Origin of the sequence: Undibacterium sp. WLX3042 (assembly GCF_049544825.1) — a bacterium.
GTDB lineage: Bacteria > Pseudomonadota > Gammaproteobacteria > Burkholderiales > Burkholderiaceae_D > Undibacterium.
In genome coordinates, this window is sequence record NZ_CP186698.1 from 3505886 (window position 1) to 3523752 (window position 17867).

Annotated in this window: 15 protein-coding genes; 14 read left to right on the forward strand and 1 reads right to left on the reverse strand. The window is 45.9% G+C overall.

Translation table 11 applies throughout. The annotated features are described in order from the left end of the window. The first annotated feature begins 157 nt into the window (after positions 1–157). The 9 genes from ACPAOP_RS15930 (at position 158) to ACPAOP_RS15970 (ending at position 11276) form a co-directional block, all read left to right on the forward strand. Positions 158–637, forward strand: a complete 480-nt coding sequence (locus ACPAOP_RS15930) for a hypothetical protein (protein WP_423680139.1) — start codon at positions 158–160, stop codon at positions 635–637. Between the two features lie 83 nt (positions 638–720). Next, positions 721–2160, forward strand: a complete 1440-nt coding sequence (locus tag ACPAOP_RS15935) for an O-antigen ligase family protein (protein ID WP_423708659.1) — start codon at positions 721–723, stop codon at positions 2158–2160. Between the two features lie 206 nt (positions 2161–2366). Beyond that, the gene (locus ACPAOP_RS15940; RefSeq protein ID WP_423708660.1) at positions 2367–4307 is read left to right on the forward strand and encodes a bifunctional diguanylate cyclase/phosphodiesterase; all 1941 of its coding nucleotides are present in this window, start codon (positions 2367–2369) and stop codon (positions 4305–4307) included. Between the two features lie 47 nt (positions 4308–4354). Beyond that, positions 4355–5422: an MraY family glycosyltransferase gene (locus ACPAOP_RS15945; RefSeq protein ID WP_423708661.1), complete on the forward strand. Its 1068-nt coding sequence runs from the start codon at positions 4355–4357 to the stop codon at positions 5420–5422. 8 nt (positions 5423–5430) lie between these two features. Continuing rightward, on the forward strand, positions 5431–6819 hold the full coding sequence (locus tag ACPAOP_RS15950; RefSeq protein ID WP_423708662.1) for an outer membrane beta-barrel protein: 1389 nt from the start codon (positions 5431–5433) through the stop codon (positions 6817–6819). A gap of 74 nt (positions 6820–6893) precedes the next feature. Further along, positions 6894–7484 (forward strand): polysaccharide biosynthesis/export family protein, encoded by a 591-nt coding sequence (locus tag ACPAOP_RS15955; RefSeq protein WP_423708663.1) that lies wholly within the window; start codon positions 6894–6896, stop codon positions 7482–7484. 62 nt (positions 7485–7546) lie between these two features. After that, the gene (locus ACPAOP_RS15960; RefSeq protein WP_423708664.1) at positions 7547–9796 is read left to right on the forward strand and encodes a GumC family protein; all 2250 of its coding nucleotides are present in this window, start codon (positions 7547–7549) and stop codon (positions 9794–9796) included. Positions 9797–9832: 36 nt separating this feature from the next. Then, positions 9833–10606 carry a tyrosine-protein phosphatase gene (locus ACPAOP_RS15965; RefSeq protein WP_423708665.1) on the forward strand — a complete coding sequence of 258 codons (774 nt, stop codon included), beginning with the start codon at positions 9833–9835 and terminating at the stop codon, positions 10604–10606. Positions 10607–10640: 34 nt separating this feature from the next. Continuing rightward, positions 10641–11276 (forward strand): hypothetical protein, encoded by a 636-nt coding sequence (locus ACPAOP_RS15970; protein ID WP_423708666.1) that lies wholly within the window; start codon positions 10641–10643, stop codon positions 11274–11276. Between the two features lie 57 nt (positions 11277–11333). On the opposite strand, the gene ACPAOP_RS15975 is transcribed toward ACPAOP_RS15970, so the two are convergent. Next, positions 11334–12053, reverse strand: coding sequence for a transglutaminase-like cysteine peptidase (locus ACPAOP_RS15975; RefSeq protein WP_423708667.1), 720 nt, complete (start codon positions 12051–12053; stop codon positions 11334–11336). A gap of 485 nt (positions 12054–12538) precedes the next feature. On the opposite strand from ACPAOP_RS15975, the gene ACPAOP_RS15980 reads away from it, so the two are divergent. Genes ACPAOP_RS15980 through ACPAOP_RS16000 form a run of 5 tightly spaced genes read left to right on the forward strand, consistent with a single transcriptional unit; the run spans position 12539 to position 17867 of the window. Beyond that, positions 12539–13837, forward strand: a complete 1299-nt coding sequence (locus ACPAOP_RS15980; protein WP_423708668.1) for a nucleotide sugar dehydrogenase — start codon at positions 12539–12541, stop codon at positions 13835–13837. A gap of 14 nt (positions 13838–13851) precedes the next feature. Next, positions 13852–14799, forward strand: coding sequence for a Gfo/Idh/MocA family oxidoreductase (locus tag ACPAOP_RS15985; protein WP_423708669.1), 948 nt, complete (start codon positions 13852–13854; stop codon positions 14797–14799). After that, positions 14796–15380 carry an acyltransferase gene (locus tag ACPAOP_RS15990; protein WP_423708670.1) on the forward strand — a complete coding sequence of 195 codons (585 nt, stop codon included), beginning with the start codon at positions 14796–14798 and terminating at the stop codon, positions 15378–15380. Before ACPAOP_RS15985 ends, ACPAOP_RS15990 begins: the two co-directional genes overlap by 4 nt. Positions 15381–15394: 14 nt before the next feature. Next, a complete protein-coding gene (locus ACPAOP_RS15995; protein ID WP_423708671.1) occupies positions 15395–16480 on the forward strand; it encodes a DegT/DnrJ/EryC1/StrS family aminotransferase in 1086 nt (361 codons plus the stop codon). Between the two features lie 31 nt (positions 16481–16511). Then, positions 16512–17867 (forward strand): lipopolysaccharide biosynthesis protein, encoded by a 1356-nt coding sequence (locus tag ACPAOP_RS16000; RefSeq protein ID WP_423708672.1) that lies wholly within the window; start codon positions 16512–16514, stop codon positions 17865–17867.

A 17867-nucleotide genomic window follows, 5' to 3' on the forward strand; every position in this document is an offset into this window, starting at 1 on the left:
ATTAAAAAGAATGTCAAAATAAACAACATTCATCAAAAAAACCACAATTTAACTGCTTAAATTTTGAGCTTTTTCTTTTTTAAAAACCATTTTTAATCTATACTTGCGTTAAGTTTGTTTTATGTAACTAGTTCCCTATGAAGGGTAAGGAGAAGAAATGAATAAGTTCGTAGCTAAAGCGATACTTGCCCTGGCAGCTGGGGTAGTTATTCCTGGTGGTGCTGTCATGGCGCAAAACACACAGGCGGTTCAACCATCCGCATCGGTTATTGCTGCTATGCAAGCCCTGCAAAATGTGAAAGCTGACGGCGTTGCTGATGCAGTTAAAGCACTGGAGTCCAAGTTTGATGCAGCGACACTGGCTACTGCTGCCGGCGCGCTGGGTTTCGACCAGACTACCGTAATTAACGCGTTGACTACAGATTCTTCCACCAAGGCAACATTGGCGGCAGCGTTCAACACTGGCGCAACTAACGCAGCTAACTTTGCGATTGCTTCTGCAGCAGGTCCTGCAGCAAACAATAACAACAATAACCAGATCGCAGCTAACCAAAACAGCGGCTTCTCTGGTTCTAACAATTCGTCCTTCAGCGGCGGCGGTAGCGGTGGTTCTACTACTAAAGCGAGTGGTAGCTAATCTCCGGACCGGGTTTTACTAAAAAAGGTAGCGCTGCTACCTTTTTTTGTTCTTGAAATATTATCAAAAAGTTACGAATGAAATTGAGCACTTCAGCAGACAACGCCGATCACAGCGAGATTGCCGACAGAAGAGTCTTTGTCGCCTTACTTGCTCTATTGGTGTACGCACCTTTGCCGCTGGCCAGTAACCGTACCTGGGCAATTGCCATACTAGTGCTGGGCGTGACATTGATTTTCTGCTGGGGTATGTTTCACTGGTTAAGGCAGTGGGACTGGCTGTGCAAACGGCTGGCAACATTTGCCTTGCCAATCGGCCTGTTTTTTGTATTTGTGCTGATCTCCGTCCTACAAGTCTTGCCCTTGCCGGATGCGCTGGTTGCGAGTTTCTCACCGGAAGCCTACCGGGTCCAGAGCCTGGCTGGTCTGCAGGGGGCGATGCATTTATCGCTGGACGTTTATCAGAGTCGCATCATGCTGGCCTTGACCTGCTCGTATTTCATGGTGTTCATGATGTGCATCCTGATGGTCAGGGATAGCGAACGTATCAATACCCTGGCGACAACCCTGGTCTGGAGCGGACTGTTTCAGGCCATGCTGGGCATTATTCTGTTTTCTTTCGGCGCCCATTACAGAATCTTCTTTAATGAGATTTTGCATGAAAACGTCATCGGTACCTTCGTCAATCGCAATCACTTTGCCGGCTATATGGAGATGACGCTGGCGCTGGGCATCGGTTTGATGATTGCCAAGCTGGGTAATCATCGTGCGAGTAACCCAGGGTGGAAACTGAAAATTGTGGCTGCGCTGAATTTTATGATGAGCAGCAAAATGCGCTTCAGGCTGATGCTGGTTGTTATGGTAATTGCGCTGGTGTTAACACGCTCCAGAATGGGTAATACGGCCTTTTTCAGCGCCATGCTGGTGGTAGGCATACTGACCGTACTGATTTCCCGCAAAAACGCGCCGGCAACTGCCGCATTGATTCTGAGTCTGGTCATTGTTGACGTGTTTGTGATCGGTACCTGGGTCGGGCTGGAAAAAGTGGTCAGCCGGATTCATGAAACCCAGCTGGTGGCAAGTGATGTGCACACCGAAGAGACGATAGAAGAGCGTACTTTACCGGCCAAGTACAGCCTGAACCTGATCCGGGATTTCCCGTTGTTTGGCACCGGCGGCGGTAGCTACTATGACGCTTTCATTCGTTATCGCAGCTCCGAAATGACGGCATTTTTCGATCATGCCCATAACGACTATGCAGAGATCACAGCCGATATGGGGTTAATCGCTACGGCCAGTATGTTGTTGCTCAGTCTGAGCTGTCTGTTCGTTGCCATTAAGACTATTTACACGCGCCGTTCCAGTATGGCGAGAGGTGTGGCATTTGGCTCGGCCATGGGCATTGTTGCGATCGCCATACATAGTTGGGTTGATTTTAATTTGCAAATTCCCGCAAATGCACTAACTTTTGTAGTTGTCATCAGCCTTTCATGGTTGGCCTATAAATTACCTTCCAGAGCTTAAGGAGTATCAATCGGGGGATACCTTCTGCATAAAAAGCATGCAGAGGGTCTGATTTTATAAGATAATTGTAAAAAATTAGTAAATTCTGTAATTCAAGTAATTAGTTGTAACCGACGATATAGCTAGAAAGACAGATTTACTTTTTTTTTCGCAAACAATATTGTTTTTATAATAACTTAGTTCCGTTTTGCAACCCTGGTGACACCATGACTTTGAGAAGACAGCTTCTGATCGCAATTTCCATTATTTTTGCAGTCGTATTTTTCGGCTTGCAAACCCTGTCGGTGCTGTCGACCAAAGACTTCCTGAAACAGCAGCTGGCCTCCCATGCGCAGGATGCTGCCACCAGCCTTTCCAAATCGCTCGAAGATGCACTATCCAAACAGGATCTGGTGCTGGCAGAGATTCAGATTTCATCGATGTTCGATCGTGGTTATTTTCAGAAAATCATGGTGATTTCGCCGCGTGGCGAAACCCTGATCAGCAAAGAAATGCCGGTTGCCATCGAAAATGTGCCCAGTTTATTTTCGCATGCTCTGCCGCTCGATACGCCGCCAGGCGAAGCGCTGATTTCTTCGGGATGGCGTCAGTTAGGCAAACTGGTGGTGGTCAGTCAGCCTACTTTTGCGTATCAGTATCTGTGGGCCAGTTTCAAGAACGCGATGTGGTGGATGATCTCGATGTACCTGATCTCAATTGTGCTGACGATTCTATTGCTGCGCCTGATTCTGAATCCCCTGCTGCAAATCGAAAATGCTGCACTGGAAATTCGAAACAAACGCTTTACCAGGATCGAAGTGCTGCCTTCTGCACGTGAACTGCGCCGGGTGGTCACTGCAATGAATGCGATGTCCGGCAAAATTTCCGAGATACTTGATGCTGAAGTTGCCAAAGCCGAAGACTATCGCAAGCAAGCCTATACCGACAAGGTAACCGGTCTCGATAACCGCCAGGGCTTTGATCTGCGTTTCAATCATTTATTGGACGAAAAGAATTTTTCCGAAGCGGTTATTTTTGTACTTGAGATCGATGGCCTGAAAGAGTTCAACAATGCGCGCGGCTATCGCTCTGGCGATGCCGTATTGGCCACCATTACCAGGCAGGTTGAGGAAAGTTTCGGCAGCCATATCAGCATTTCCGGTCGTATTGGCGGTGCAGCATTCGCGTTTGTACTGCTCGAAAAAGATCTGGGGTGGGTACAGACCAGTCTGCTTGAGCTCAGCAGCAGTTTGCAGGATTACTTCCAGCTGAACGATATTCACAAGCTGATGAGTTTCTGCATAGGCGGCAGCGAATTTACTCCGGATAAGATCCGCCCCGAGATTTTTACCAAAGCGGATATGGCCATTGAAACTGCGCGTCAAAGTGCAGCCAGAGAACCCGTCCTGTTTAAAACCAGCGACACCACCGTGGTAGAGGGTTCCGGCGCCTGGCGCTCGCTGATCGTTGATGCGCTGGCCGAAAATCGCTGGGCCTTGTTTGTGCAATCTGTTGTTTCTTTGGCAGACGGTAAACTGTTTCAGCATGAAATATTTTCACGTCTGGTCGATAAGGATGGCAAATATGTGCCGGCTGGCAAATTCATGCCGATGGCCCTGCGTCATCAGTTGATGGAAGACATCGATAAGGCGGTGATCAGTGCGACGCTCGATATGCTGGCCGCCGCAGGCAATAAATATAAGGAAGTGGCAATCAATATCTCTGTGCAGTCAATTGCCAATCCGCAGTTTATTGAATGGCTGACAGACAAACTGAAGCATGCAAGGGAGTTTGGTCGCATGCTTAGCTTCGAGCTCAGTGAAATGGGATGCGCCCGTGATATTGATGTCACCAGCGATTTCGTCAATGTGTTGCGCCAGCACCACGTCAAATTCGGTATTGACCATTTTGGACTGGATTCGCACTCTCTAGAGGTTTTGCGTGAAGTACCGCCGGATTACATCAAACTCGACGGCGGCCTGGTGAAAGGCATTCTGGATAACCCGGTTGCTCACGATCACCTGCGTTCCATCATCAGACTGGCGGCTTCGCTGGAGATTCCTGTGATTGCTCAGAATGTGGAATCGCAGGAACTGAAAATGCAGTTGTTTGAAGACAGTGTGAATTATGGCCAGGGATATTTCCTTGGTGAGCCAGAAAAAGCATAGAGAGAACCAGGAAGAAAAAAATGATTCTTGATATTGCTCTAATAAATGTGAGATACTTACTCGCGGTTGTGGTTGTGTTTTTTGCAACCATAGCTGCATTAAAGAGCCTTAAGCCGTTCGCGCAGGCCTTATCGTTGCAGGATATCCCCAGGGGGAGAAAGCAACATAAGGAGCCCACGCCGGTGATTGGCGGAATAGGTGTGGTTTTTGCTTTTATCGCTGTCGTGTTCGGATTCCGGTACGCTTCAGCATTGCATCCCTCGTTTTGGGTTGCCGCTTTATTCCTGTTTATCGTTGGCGTACTGGACGATATGCGGGAATTCAGTTCCAAGATTAAATTCATTGCCCAGGCAATGGCGGCTTTGCTGATGATGTTCTGGGGACATGTCAGGCTGGTCGACCTGGGTAATTTGTTTGGATATGGCGATGTCGCGCTGGGGCCATGGGGCGTGGTCATTACGATCATCGGTGTGATGGGTGTGGTCAATGCCTTTAACATGATTGATGGCATTGACGGACTGTGCGGCACGCAATCGATTGTCCCGCTGCTGGTTTTTGCTGTCGTTTCAATGGTGGAAGGTAATACGGCATTAGCCGGCGTGCTGGTGATACTGATCGTTGCGATTATCGGGTTTCTGTCGTTGAATTTGCGAACTCGCGACGGTAGGCACGCAGTCGTATTTTTAGGTGATGCCGGTAGTCTGTTTCTGGGATTTGTGATTGCATGGATATCGATTCAGGTCAGCGACAGTACAAACAGAATCGTTAAACCGGCTGCAGTGTTATGGTTTTTGGCGATTCCTCTGTGTGATACCGTTGCCGTCATGTTGCGCCGCATACTGCACAAACAGAGCCCGTTTAAAGCAGACAGAACGCATATTCATCACGTATTGCAGGATTTAGGTTTTGACGTACCCGTTATTGTAAAAATATTATTTTTTGCTTCGTTGAGTTTTGCAGTGTTTGGTATGGTGGCCATTTTGATGATGCATATACCGGATTCCATACTGTTTTGTTTATTTTTATTATTGTTTATTACGTATTACTTTGTGAAACATGTAATGTTTGTGTCATTGCACAAAAAATCGCTTAAAGTAATAAAGACTATTTATTGAGGTTAATCATGGAAAAAAAATTCGGTTCATTAGCAAAATGCTCGACGCTCGGTTTGCTGGTAGTTGCCAGCCAAATGGTGAACGCACAAGTTGCAGAACCAGTTAAATCCGAGACCTCAGAAAACAAGCCGGTAACCAACCAGGTGAACGAAACCCCGGTTAACACCACCTCCTCGCTGAACAGCTCGAATGTGTTGAGCAATACCACCAGCCTGTCGCAACAAGCATTTACGCCTAGTTATGAGCTGAGCGGTGGTCGCCTCGGAAGCGGTGAGGCTGGTCTGATGACCGTGCCGGCGAAAGGAGCCCCGATTGTTTATGGCGGTCTGTACGTTTATCTGGATGCCGGGTTCTACGCAGGTCGTAATGATAATGTCACAGGCTCCACCAACAATTCGATTTCCAGCGCGCTGTACAGCCTTCAGCCAGAAATTATCGGTGAACTGAAAAATCACGGTGACCGTTACACAATTAGTTACCGGGGTGATTACACCCGTTATCAGGATAGTTCTGCCGATAATTTCAACCACCATGATTTCAAATTGGCGGGCGACAATATCTTCGACGCGCGTACTCGTTTTGGCTGGCTGGTTGATTATGTTAAAAGCACCGATCCACGTGGCTCGACTGACCGAGCTTTGACTGCAACACCAGATGAATGGCATGCACCAACCGTAGCTGGTATTTTTACCTATGGTGCAAAAGATGCGCAGGGCCGTGTAGAGGTTGATGGCTCTGTACAGCACAAACGTTACGACAATAACGACACCGCTACACTCGGTTCGAATGTTAACCTGTCTACTGTATCTGCACGTTTCTTTTATCGTGTAGCGCCAAAAACTTCGTTGCTGATCGAAGGCAAACAGATCAAGGCTGATTACGTTACCGATATCTCTTCCAACAGCAATACTGACCGTCGATTAATGGTTGGTGCTACCTGGACAGCGACTGCAGCGACGACTGGTATTTTTAAAATCGGTTATCTGAAAAAGAATTTTGACTCTGCTCTGCGTTCCGACTTTAGCGGTGTGGCATGGGAAGGCCAGGTTCGCTGGAGCCCGCTAACTTATAGTACCGTTGATTTGCTAACTTCTAAAATGCCATCTGATTCTACTGGTATTGGCGACTATGTGATGAATACCAATTACAGTGCTACATGGACCCATAAATGGACCAGTTTCATGGCATCCAGAGTTAATCTGGGTCTGGTTAAATCGGATTATGCCAATGGTGGTCGCCAGGACGATCTGCACAATGCAGGTATCGGTTTAACTTACGACCTGCGCCGTTGGCTGCGTTTGTCTGCACAGATTAACCGTACCAATCGTAGCTCCAATATTCCTGGCTTTGATTTCACCCGAAATGTGTTTATTATTGGCGTAGAAAGCACGCTATAATCCAATAATTGTATTTTTTATATCTGGCCGGTACTCCCAGTGTGGGATGCTGGCTGTATATATTGAGAATCTCTATGAAATTTCGATCTGTAATCGGTTTTTTAAGCTGTCTGATCATGTCGTTTGCCGTACAAGCTCAATCAACATTTACTTCAGACCCTGTACCGCAACAAGGCAATGCTCCCGGAAGTAGTTCGGCATACTCTTCATACCGGTTGGGTGCTGGCGATGTCGTCAATATCCGTGTGTTTGGTGAAGATGATTTAAGCAAGGAAAAAATCCGTTTGACTGATGCCGGTACTGTTCCTTATCCGGTATTAGGTGAGTTACGGGTATTGGGTATGACGGTCGGCGATCTCGAGCGGCTGATTACCGATGGCTTGAAAGGTCGTTATCTGGTGAACCCCAGAGTATCGGTTCAGATCGATGAATATCGGCCATTTTATGTGAATGGCATGGTGGAAAAACCAGGAGGCTATCCTTATCAACCCGGACTGACAGTTCGCAAGGCAGCCTCGATTGCAGGCGGCTTCAAAGAACGCGCCTCTTCCTCAAAAATGTACGTGATCCGTGAAGGTGACAAGAGCCAACGTCCAACGAAAGTCGACCTGAACTCTATCATAGGTCCAGGTGACATTTTGACAATAGAAGAAAGTTTTTTTTGAAGCCTTGTTGCCTTCGACATAAAACTTCTTGTTAATTAATACTAAATTCTTTCTTACCTTCAATGGATACCTCTGTCATCCCGGCAAACTCAAGTAGCGAAGTAGCAATTCCAAAAGAACTTCACGAGCAAGAAGCAAAATTGGATTTTGTGGAGTACTGGAAAAGTATTTCTAAACGGAAGTGGGCAATTTTTTCGTTCGCTCTTTCCCTAGCGATGGTCGCAACTGCAGTTGTTTTTGTTTTAACACCGGTTTACAACTCGACCGTAACTTTACTGATTGACACAACAAAATCTAAAGTTGTTCAAATTGATGAGGTTTATGGTGGTTATTCGGAAAATCGTGATTATTATTTAACGCAGGTTGAGATTATCAAGTCCCCAGACGTAGCGTTGAAAACAATTACGAAGCTGAAATTGTGGGACACCCCGGAATTTGACCCTCGGAAGAAAGAGGGTACTTTGTTCAATGAATTTTTGGTGGCGATAGGTTATTTAGAGGCTACTCCGAAGAAATGGGATGATGAAGCACTTGCAAAGGCCGTATTACCAAAATTCAACAAAAAGCTGAAAATCGAACCGATCAGATTAAGTCTTTTGGTAAAGATTACATTTGAGTCGACTGATAAAGAACTGGCTGCCAAAGTTGCTAATACTATGGCAAATACTTATATCGATTCCGATCTTGATGTTCGTTTCCAGATGACGCAACGAGCCAGCAGCTGGTTGCAAGAGCGCATGAATTCTGTTCGTGAAAAATTGGACGCATCTGAGAAAAATTTACAGGCTTATCGTGACCAGGCCGGCATTGTTGATGTTAAGAGTGCAGCTCAAAGCGGCGCAGGCAAGCAGATTGAGGAAGTTACTCAGCGTCTGGTTGAAACACGTTTGCGTCGCGCCGAAGCAGAAAATGCATACAATCAGATCAAAAATGCGTCCAAGGGTGCAGATCTGTCGTCCATTCCTGCTGTCGTCCGTAACCAGGTTGTTGGTGAGGCAATTAAAGCCCAGGCGGAAGCTGAGCGAAAATTATCTGAAGTTTCTCAGAGATATGGTCAGGAACATCCGAAGTATGTACAAGCAGAGGGCGAGGTTAAAACAGCCCGAGAAAATGTACGTCGTCAAGTTGATACAGTAGTGCAAAGTGTGACTCGCGAATATGAGGTTGCCAGAGGCACGGAACGTATGTTGGAAGCGACTTTGAACCAGGCTAAAGGTTCTGTTCAGAATATCAACAAAAAAGAATTTCAGTTGAACATTCTTGAGCGTGAAGTAGACGCGAATAAGCAAATTTATGATTTGTTCCTAAAAAGAGCGAAAGAAACGAATATTTCGGCCGATCTGCAAAATCCGGTTGCCAGAATTGTGGACGTTGCAAAAATTGGAACTATTCCTGTAAAACCTCAAAAGATTTTGATCATTTCAGTTTCATTTGTACTCGGTGCATTAATTGCTATCGGGGCATCTTTGCTGATCGATTTGCTCGATAATACTTTGAAGAGCACGACTGACGTTGAGACAAAATTAAAGCACCCGTTAATTACGACATTGCCATTACTCGATAGAAAAGAAGCTGATCGTACTTCGTCTGCTCACATTTTTATCGATGACCCTCGTTCGATTTACTCAGAGGCAATTCGTACCGCCCGAACCAGTATTTTGCTGTCTGCAATCGACCTCGATAACAAGATTGTGCTGGTGACTTCGAGCGTGCCTGGTGAAGGTAAAACAACTTTCTCGATCAACCTGGCGGTTGCACACTCGCATACCAAGAAAACCCTGCTGATCGATGCCGATATGCGTCGCCCTGCGGTAGCTAAGGGGCTGGATCTGGAGCCAAATGCGAAAGGTTTGTCAGATTTGGTCGCCGGCACTGCAAGTTTGACAGAATGTGCTAAAAAGGTAGATGGCACAGATCTGCATGTGATTCCTGCAGGTACTTCCGTATTGCAACCTTTGGAATTGATTCTGTCTCATCGTTTCAAAGACACCATAGACTTTTTGTCGAAAGAATATGAAATCATTATTATCGATTCGCCACCTGTGGAATTGGTGAGTGATGCGCTGGTATTGTCTAAAATGGCAACCGGGGTTGTGTATGTGGTAAAAGCACTGGATACGCCTTATCAACTGGCAAAAAAAGGTCTGATGCGCTTGCGTCGTTCTGAGGGTAAGATTCTTGGTGTGGTGCTGAATCACCTGGACTTCAAAAAGGCGGAGAAGTATTACGGCGAGTATTCTGGTTATGGCAAGTATGGCTATGACAAGTATGGCTATGGCGAAGGCTATGGCGCCAAGGTTGAAAAAGCCTGAACCATTTTTGGCTTAGATTTTAAGTAGTGATCCATCATGATTGATTTACATTGCCATTTTTTACCAGGTGTGGACGATGGGCCGGAAGAGGCTGACGAGGCCTTGGCTCTGGCCGCAACTGCCGTAAAGAATGGCATTCGTGTAGCAGCGCTGACGCCGCATGTTCATCCGCGACGTTACCCTAACACCAAAACCAGCCTGTTAAAGACGTTCGTAAAATTTCAGCACTTGTTGAAAGTTAACGACATCCCACTCAAGCTGTTTCTGGCCGGGGAAGTTCGTCTGTCTATCGAGTCGCTCGCGTTGTTTGAGCAGGATGAAGTGCCATTTCTGGGTGAAGTCGACGGCTATAAGATCGTGCTGCTCGAATTCCCACATGAAGCCATTCCAGTAGGCAGTCAGCAATTTGTCTCCAAACTGCTTAGCATGAAGGTAAGGCCACTGATCGCCCATCCCGAACGTAACAAATATGTGATGGATGACCCGGATAGGATTCGTCCTTACGTCGATATGGGTTGCTGGTTGCAGATTACGGCCGGCTCCATCTATGGGGCTTTTGGCAAACAGGCGAAAAAAGTTGCGACTCAGTTGCTGGAACAGGAAATGGGCTGGATTATTGCAACCGATGCTCACAATGCCAATCATCGCCCCCCAGATCTGGCTAAAGGCCGTGATGCCGTGGCCGATATTCTCGGTAACCGCCTTGCTAAACGAATGGTTTTGGACAGGCCTGCAAAAATTCTGGGAATCGACCCGGAAACACTGATGCCTCTGGCATCGGCTTCGAGCATTCCTGCAAGCATTCAGTAATTAACGATAACGACGAATTTACTCACTGCGGTTCATGCCCAAAATTACAATCAGACAAATCGGCACGGCCGGAATGCTGGCAACAGTCAGTGTGCTTGCGGCGATTAACGCTGTGTATATGATGGATGTCGGCCGAGCAGATGCGATTAATCTGAAAGCACGAGATACCTTAATTGGCGTCAAAAGCCAGGGTGGGAAAATTGATGAACAAAGCTGGCAGAATTTGTTCGATCAGTTTAATGAAGTAGCGAGTATCGCACCCGGCTCACCACAATTGCACGAAGACCTGGCTTACATGTACGCGATTCGAAGCTCGGTGAAAACGACAACATCAGAATCTGCCGACTTGGCTCAGCAAGTTCATGCAAATCTGGAAAAAGCAGAGGCGGAATACAAAACCAGTATCCGCTTGCGTCCAATGGCTTCTGCTGCCTGGGCTAATCTGGCTTTGGCATCATTTTTGTTGCAAAGAGATGATAGCGCCATTGCTACTCAAATTGATCGGGCCCTCGATCTTGGGTCAAACGATGCGGTGACGCTGATTCCTTTGTTTTTCATCATGACGCATGGCGGTAATCAGCGCTTTGCATCCCAGCAAAGCAGATTAATGGAAGCCTTCCGCGGTTTGAGAAGCGCAGCGCGCCAGGATGTATTGAAAGCCATGCACTGACTACACCCGGAAGCCGCCCACATGTGCTTGGCATGGTTGCGTAGGCCGCCAGATTTGTTACATCCTGCTTTCTTTATCCATTTTTTCAATGACGCCGCGCCACAGACGGACTGTGGTTGCCCCGCCTTTGCGCGTGGCACCATTCGGTAGCCATAAGTCATCATCGTTAAAACTGTAAACAGGTATCAGATCTTTTCTTTGAGAGGCGGGTTTTATTTCAGGGATTAAATTATCGAGGATCCACGGATCAGCGTCTGGGGTGGGGTAGTAGGCCAGAACCATATGGGTTTCACCAATATTGATTGCTCGAACATAAGTAATTCTGAGTCGCTCAACCGGAATGCCAAGTTCTTTCAAGGTCATGTATTTGGCAATGGCGTAGTCTTCGCAATCTCCGCCAAACGAGGCGACAAATTCGACAGGCGTCGCCCAATAGTCATCTACTCCCCAATGTTCAAGATCCGAGAAGTACGGCACCTGATTATAAAAATCATTGGTTTTCCGTATGAACGGAAACTCAATATTGCCGTTTGTCGATTTTTGAACGTTGCTGATGAAATTTGGGCCGCCGGCCGTTTTCATTTCCCGTACTGTGGTTTGCATGATTTTCAGGCGACCAGGCGCTTCCCAGCCAAATTTTTTGGCTACATAGTCGTAGAGGTTATTGCTGAAATCCGTCAGTCCCGCCTGAGTGCCGGGAACATACAAAAGACCCACGATACAGATAGTGATGCTTTTTACGGCATGTCGAACAGAATTGGTGATTTGTGCTGACATTGGGGTCTCAGATGCTGAGAGGGTAAGCCAAATTATTTAAAAAGCAATTAATCACGTAGATAACGAAAGAGGTGGCGGGTAAGTGAGGATAATAAAAAAATGGCCACAGTATTTGGTATTTATGGTCAGAAACAGTGCAGCAATTTAAATATTTTCAGTTCTTCTTTTGGGGCGTTTGATGGCTTGCAAGATGCAAACTATATGAATGCGTATCTTACTAAAAACGGTACTTAGTCGCAAAAAAAGAATTTAATCGAAAATGTTGCAATACGTAAAAATTGAAGCCGATAGCGTCAATATCTGGTAACAAAACCCGTGAATACTATAGCCTTTGTGTACTTTTTCTGATGATAGTAACGTATAATTGGGGAAAAATGGTTGCAATATTTTTAATTAAATTGATATGATCAATTCGAAAATGTTAGCAGCAGCCAAAATTATCTAACTAATCTGAATTTCTTAAATTACTTTTAATCTTTGAAGATATGACATCCTTTAGCGCTGCTCGAATTGCTATCATTGGCCTTGGATACGTGGGTCTTCCATTGGCGGTAGAGTTTGGAAAAAAACAAAATGTTGTTGGGTTCGATATTAATTCGAAACGTGTCGAAGAGTTAAGTTCTGGTGTTGATAAAACACTGGAAGTCGATTCAAGCGAATTGCGCAATGCAACAGGCCTGCGATTTTCTACCGACGTTTCTGATCTGGCATCGTGTAATACCTTCATTGTGACAGTGCCGACCCCGATCGATAAGGCTAACCGGCCCGATTTGACCCCGCTGACCAGTGCAAGCAAGACTGTCGGCAAGGTACTGAAGAAGGGGGACGTTGTCATTTATGAGTCTACGGTGTATCCCGGTTGCACTGAGGAAATATGCGTTCCGATTTTGGAGCAGGAATCCGGATTGAAATTCAACCAGGATTTTTTCTGCGGTTATAGTCCGGAGCGTATTAATCCTGGTGATAAGGTCAATACCTTAACAAAAATTAAAAAAATCACGAGCGGTTCGAATGCTGAAACGGCTAAGTACGTGAATGAACTGTACTCGAGCATCATTACCGCAGGTACTTATAAGGCCAGCTCGATAAAGGTTGCGGAAGCGGCGAAGGTTATTGAAAACTCTCAGCGAGATCTGAACATTGCATTTGTCAATGAACTCTCTGTTTTATTCGAGCGTCTGGATATCGATACCATCGAAGTTCTTGAAGCTGCAGGCAGCAAATGGAATTTCTTACCATTCCGTCCAGGAATGGTTGGCGGACACTGTATTGGCGTAGACCCCTATTACCTGACACACAAGGCAGAGGCCGTGGGCTATAACCCTCAGATTATTCTTGCCGGCAGACGTCTGAACGACAATATGGCCCGTTATGTTGCACGGAATCTGATTAAGCGAATGCTAAAGAATGGCATCGATGTTTCTAAGAGCACGATTGGAGTGCTAGGCATTACTTTTAAGGAAAATTGTCCGGATATTCGGAACAGTAAGGTCGTGGATCTGGTCCGTGAACTGGAATCCTGGGGCGCAAAAGTTGTAGTGGCGGACCCCATGGCTGAGCCAGACGAAGTGAAGCACGAGTATGGTTTTGCTTTAGGTAACGTAAACGCGGAGTGCAAGGTGGATTCTTTAGTGGTGGCGGTTGGTCACGACATGTATCGATCCCTGTCGATTCCGGAACTGCGGACATTCTGTAAATCTGCCACTCCGGTTTTGGCAGATGTGAAAAGCCTGTATAACAAAGAAGATGCCATCGCGGCTGGCTTTACCGTTTTTCGTTTGTAATGAAGATTAATAATATGAAAAATTTTGCATTGATTGGTGCCGCTGGATACATTGCACCACGACACATGAGAGCAATTAAAGACACTGGAAATCGTTTGTCGGTTGCGTATGACATCAACGACTCAGTGGGAATTATTGATTCCATCTCGCCGCACAGCGACTTTTTTACAGAATTCGAAAGATTTGAAAACCATGCCTACGCGTTAAAACGTAATCCTGAAACTGCTCTGGATTATGTCGCGATTTGCTCGCCGAATTATTTGCACCATGCTCATATTGCTGCGGGTTTGAGACTGGGTGCCGATGTCATTTGTGAGAAGCCGCTGGTACCGACAGTCGACATGATCGACGATTTAAAAATCATCGAACGGGAAACTGGCGGTAAGGTATTCAATATTCTGCAATTGAGGCACCATTCGTCCATCCTGAAACTGAGGGAAAAAGTGATGGCTGCTTCGGCGGATCAAAAATTTGATGTCGAGCTGACCTATATTACTTCGCGCGGCAAATGGTATGCCCAAAGCTGGAAGGGAGACCCGAGAAAATCATTCGGCATCGCAACCAATATTGGCGTTCATTTTTATGACATGCTGCATTTTATTTTTGGCAAGCTCCAGCAGAATGTCGTTCATCTTCATGCGGAATCCAAGGCTGCCGGTTATCTCGAATACGAGCGGGCCAGGGTTCGCTGGTTCCTCTCTATTGATGAAAATGATCTTCCCGAGGATGTAAAAGGGAAAAAAACGACGTATCGGAATATCGATATCAGCGGCGAGCAACTTGAGTTCTCCGATGGATTTACCGACTTGCATACGGTTAGCTATCAGGAAATTCTTGCTGGTCGTGGTTATGGCCTGGATGATGCTCGCCATTGCATCGAAACCGTGAGCACAATACGCACGGCAGTTATTCAGGCGCCTACTGCTGACGCACATCCTTTTATTCTGAATAAATCTTTATGACATATACCGTACATCCAAGCGCTATTGTTGACGATGGCGCCATCATCGGAGAAGGTTCAAGGGTTTGGCACTTTGTGCACGTGTGTGGCGGCGCAAAGATTGGTAAGGGTGTGTCATTGGGCCAAAACGTTTTTGTCGGAAATAAAGTTGTCATTGGCGATAAATGCAAAATACAAAACAACGTAAGTATTTATGACAACGTAACTCTTGAAGAAGGGGTGTTCTGCGGGCCTAGCATGGTTTTTACCAATGTTTATAATCCGCGCTCACTGATTGAGCGAAAAAATGAGTACCGCGACACGCTGGTTAAAAGAGGTGCAAGCCTCGGTGCGAACTGCACAATCGTGTGCGGTGTAACTATCGGTGAATACAGTTTCATCGGTGCTGGCGCAGTGGTCAATAAAGATGTCAAACCTTATGCATTGATGGTGGGTGTACCAGCAAAACAAATTGCCTGGATTAGCGAATTTGGAGAGCAATTAGATCTACCACTTACTGGTAATGCAGAAACAGTATGTCAGCATACTGGACAGAAATATGTGTTGTCGGACGGATTTTGCTCCCTAGTTAAAAACAACTAAATTTTCAGATGATTATGGAATTCATTGATTTGAAATCTCAGTATCGGGCACTGAAGTCTGAGATCGATGCGCGTATCCAGCGTGTGCTTGACCATGGACAGTTCATTTTGGGTCCGGAAGTGGCTGAACTGGAAGAAAAACTAGCGAACTATACTGGTTCCAAACATTGCATTACCGTAGCTAATGGGACGGATGCATTGCAAATCGCCCAGATGGCGTTGGGGATAGGGGTTGAGGATGAAGTGATCACTCCTGGTTTTACTTATATCGCAACGGCAGAAACAGCAGCGTTGCTGGGTGCCAAACCGGTATTTGTCGATGTGGACCCAGTGACTTGCAACCTCAATCCAGAATTGTTGGAGGCTGCAATAACGCCAAAAACAAAAGCAATCATTCCGGTTAACCTGTATGGTCAATGCGCTGATTATGATCAGATAAATCAGATCGCTGCCAAGTTTGGCATTCCGGTTATCGAGGATGCAGCACAAAGCTTTGGCGCAGAATACAAAGGTAAGAAAAGCTGTAATTTATCTCTGATTTCTTGCACCAGTTTTTTCCCCAGCAAGCCGCTGGGCTGTTACGGCGACGGCGGCGCGATTTTCACCAACGACGATGAACTCGCAAAAGTAATCAGGCAGATTGCCCGGCATGGTCAGGAAAAACGATATTTCCACGTCAGGGTCGGTGTGAACAGCCGCCTGGACACTATTCAGGCGGCGATATTATTGCCAAAACTGGCGGTGTTGGATGAAGAAATCAAATTAAGACAGAAAGCGGCTGACTTCTATACAGCCAGTTTACGGTCTGCCGGTATTGGTATGCCCGAGGTGGAGTCATTTAATATTAGTGCTTGGGCGCAATACACGATTAAAGTCGAAAACCGTCAAAAAATGGTTGAGCAGTTGAGCGTTGCGGGTGTTCCGACTGCAATTCATTATCCAATGCCGCTTAATCAGCAGCCTGCGCTGGCTGACATAAGCTGTGCGTTGCCAGTTGGTGATGCTTTGGCACAGAAAGTTTTGAGCCTACCTTTAAGCGCACATATATTGGCTTCAGACCAAAAGATCGTTATCGATAACATCATTAATGCTCTTCAATAATAGTTATTGGTAATAAGATTGTCTTGAATTCATGAAATCCAAATTCGCTGGTTTCCTCAAACCTGTTTCTATTTTAATAGGCGGTGCGGTCTTTGCTCATCTGATGACCGCGTTATCAATGCCGGTTCTGACCAGGCTTTATAAAGCCGAGGAGTTTGCAGTTCTGGCAGTTCTGACCAGTGCGACAGCAATTATCAGTGCATTTGGATGTCTGCGATTTGATGTGGCGATTTCAATTCCGGAGGATGATGAACAGGCAAAATCATTGCTGATACTGGCGTTTATCAGTTCTTTTTTTGTTTTTTTGTTGTTTGTTTTGGTTAGTTTACTTATTCCGCTGCATATTTTCTCTTTATTCGGATTGCAGAGAATCGGTCATATCGCCTGGTTAATCCCCTTAGCAGGCCTGGCTGCTTGTTGGAGTAGTGCACTACAGAACTGGTTTATCCGTAATAAAAGCTTTTCTGTCATTTCAAGGAATAAAATCTACCAGACTGCTTCTGGGATCGGAGTGCAACTGGGTATGGGTTTTACGCCAATCCGGTATATTGGCTTACTGACGGGCTATTTTACGAATTTGTTTGTTTGTTTTACCGGGCTGATGTTGATATTTCTGAGGCATACAAAAGGCACTTTTCGGCAGACGCATTTTTCTTTAAGCGGGCTAAGGGCTACCTGGCTGCAATTTTCGGATTATCCAAAATATTCTACGTTTTCTGCACTATGCAATGCTGCTGCGATTCAGTTGCCAGTGATTCTGATATCGTCATTTGCTGAAAAACCTGAAGTTGGTTACCTGGCATTGGCTACCACCGTAATGCAGGCCCCGATGGCTCTACTCGGTGCAGCGATAGGCCAGGTTTATCTATCCAAGGCACCAGGTGAATTTTCTGCAGGAACACTGCGGGAGTTTACCGTTGAAGTATTCGGCGGACTTGCAAAAACCGGAGTAGGGCCTCTTTTAGCCCTTGGCATTATTGCGCCTAATGTGTTTGGTATTATTTTTGGCCCTGGTTGGGAACGATCAGGGCAAATTGTTGCAATTCTCACTCCGTGGTACGTGCTGCAGTTTTTGGTAACACCTGTATCTATGTCACTATATGTGACAGGGCATCAACGTGCTGCAATGTATTTACAACTATCGGGCCTGTGTTTGCGGGTTGGGTCAGTATTTCTACCTGTTATTTTCAGTAATCAGTATTTTGTAGCATTTTATGCACTATCAGGAATTGTATTTTATTTAATTTATTTGCTTTTGGTAATGAGACTTGTGCACATTAAAGGTGGGCAGATATTTCATTCATTAAAAAGATCGTTGCCAATTGTTTTTGCATGGGTATTAGTGGCGATATTAATTGTTGCCATTAAAGTAGTTATCAGAGTTTAA

What these genes read in the sequence shown, in the direction of transcription:
- ACPAOP_RS15930 (WP_423680139.1), top strand. Translation starts at nt 158, where the DNA reads ATGAATAAGTTCGTAGCTAAAGCGATACTTGCCCTGGCAGCTGGGGTA.
- ACPAOP_RS15940 (WP_423708660.1), top strand. Translation starts at nt 2,367, where the DNA reads ATGACTTTGAGAAGACAGCTTCTGATCGCAATTTCCATTATTTTTGCA.
- ACPAOP_RS15950 (WP_423708662.1), top strand. Translation starts at nt 5,431, where the DNA reads ATGGAAAAAAAATTCGGTTCATTAGCAAAATGCTCGACGCTCGGTTTG.
- ACPAOP_RS15955 (WP_423708663.1), top strand. Translation starts at nt 6,894, where the DNA reads ATGAAATTTCGATCTGTAATCGGTTTTTTAAGCTGTCTGATCATGTCG.
- ACPAOP_RS15960 (WP_423708664.1), top strand. Translation starts at nt 7,547, where the DNA reads ATGGATACCTCTGTCATCCCGGCAAACTCAAGTAGCGAAGTAGCAATT.
- ACPAOP_RS15965 (WP_423708665.1), top strand. Translation starts at nt 9,833, where the DNA reads ATGATTGATTTACATTGCCATTTTTTACCAGGTGTGGACGATGGGCCG.
- ACPAOP_RS15970 (WP_423708666.1), top strand. Translation starts at nt 10,641, where the DNA reads ATGCCCAAAATTACAATCAGACAAATCGGCACGGCCGGAATGCTGGCA.
- ACPAOP_RS15975 (WP_423708667.1), bottom strand. Translation starts at nt 12,053, where the DNA reads ATGTCAGCACAAATCACCAATTCTGTTCGACATGCCGTAAAAAGCATC.
- ACPAOP_RS15980 (WP_423708668.1), top strand. Translation starts at nt 12,539, where the DNA reads ATGACATCCTTTAGCGCTGCTCGAATTGCTATCATTGGCCTTGGATAC.
- ACPAOP_RS15985 (WP_423708669.1), top strand. Translation starts at nt 13,852, where the DNA reads ATGAAAAATTTTGCATTGATTGGTGCCGCTGGATACATTGCACCACGA.
- ACPAOP_RS15990 (WP_423708670.1), top strand. Translation starts at nt 14,796, where the DNA reads ATGACATATACCGTACATCCAAGCGCTATTGTTGACGATGGCGCCATC.
- ACPAOP_RS15995 (WP_423708671.1), top strand. Translation starts at nt 15,395, where the DNA reads ATGGAATTCATTGATTTGAAATCTCAGTATCGGGCACTGAAGTCTGAG.
- ACPAOP_RS16000 (WP_423708672.1), top strand. Translation starts at nt 16,512, where the DNA reads ATGAAATCCAAATTCGCTGGTTTCCTCAAACCTGTTTCTATTTTAATA.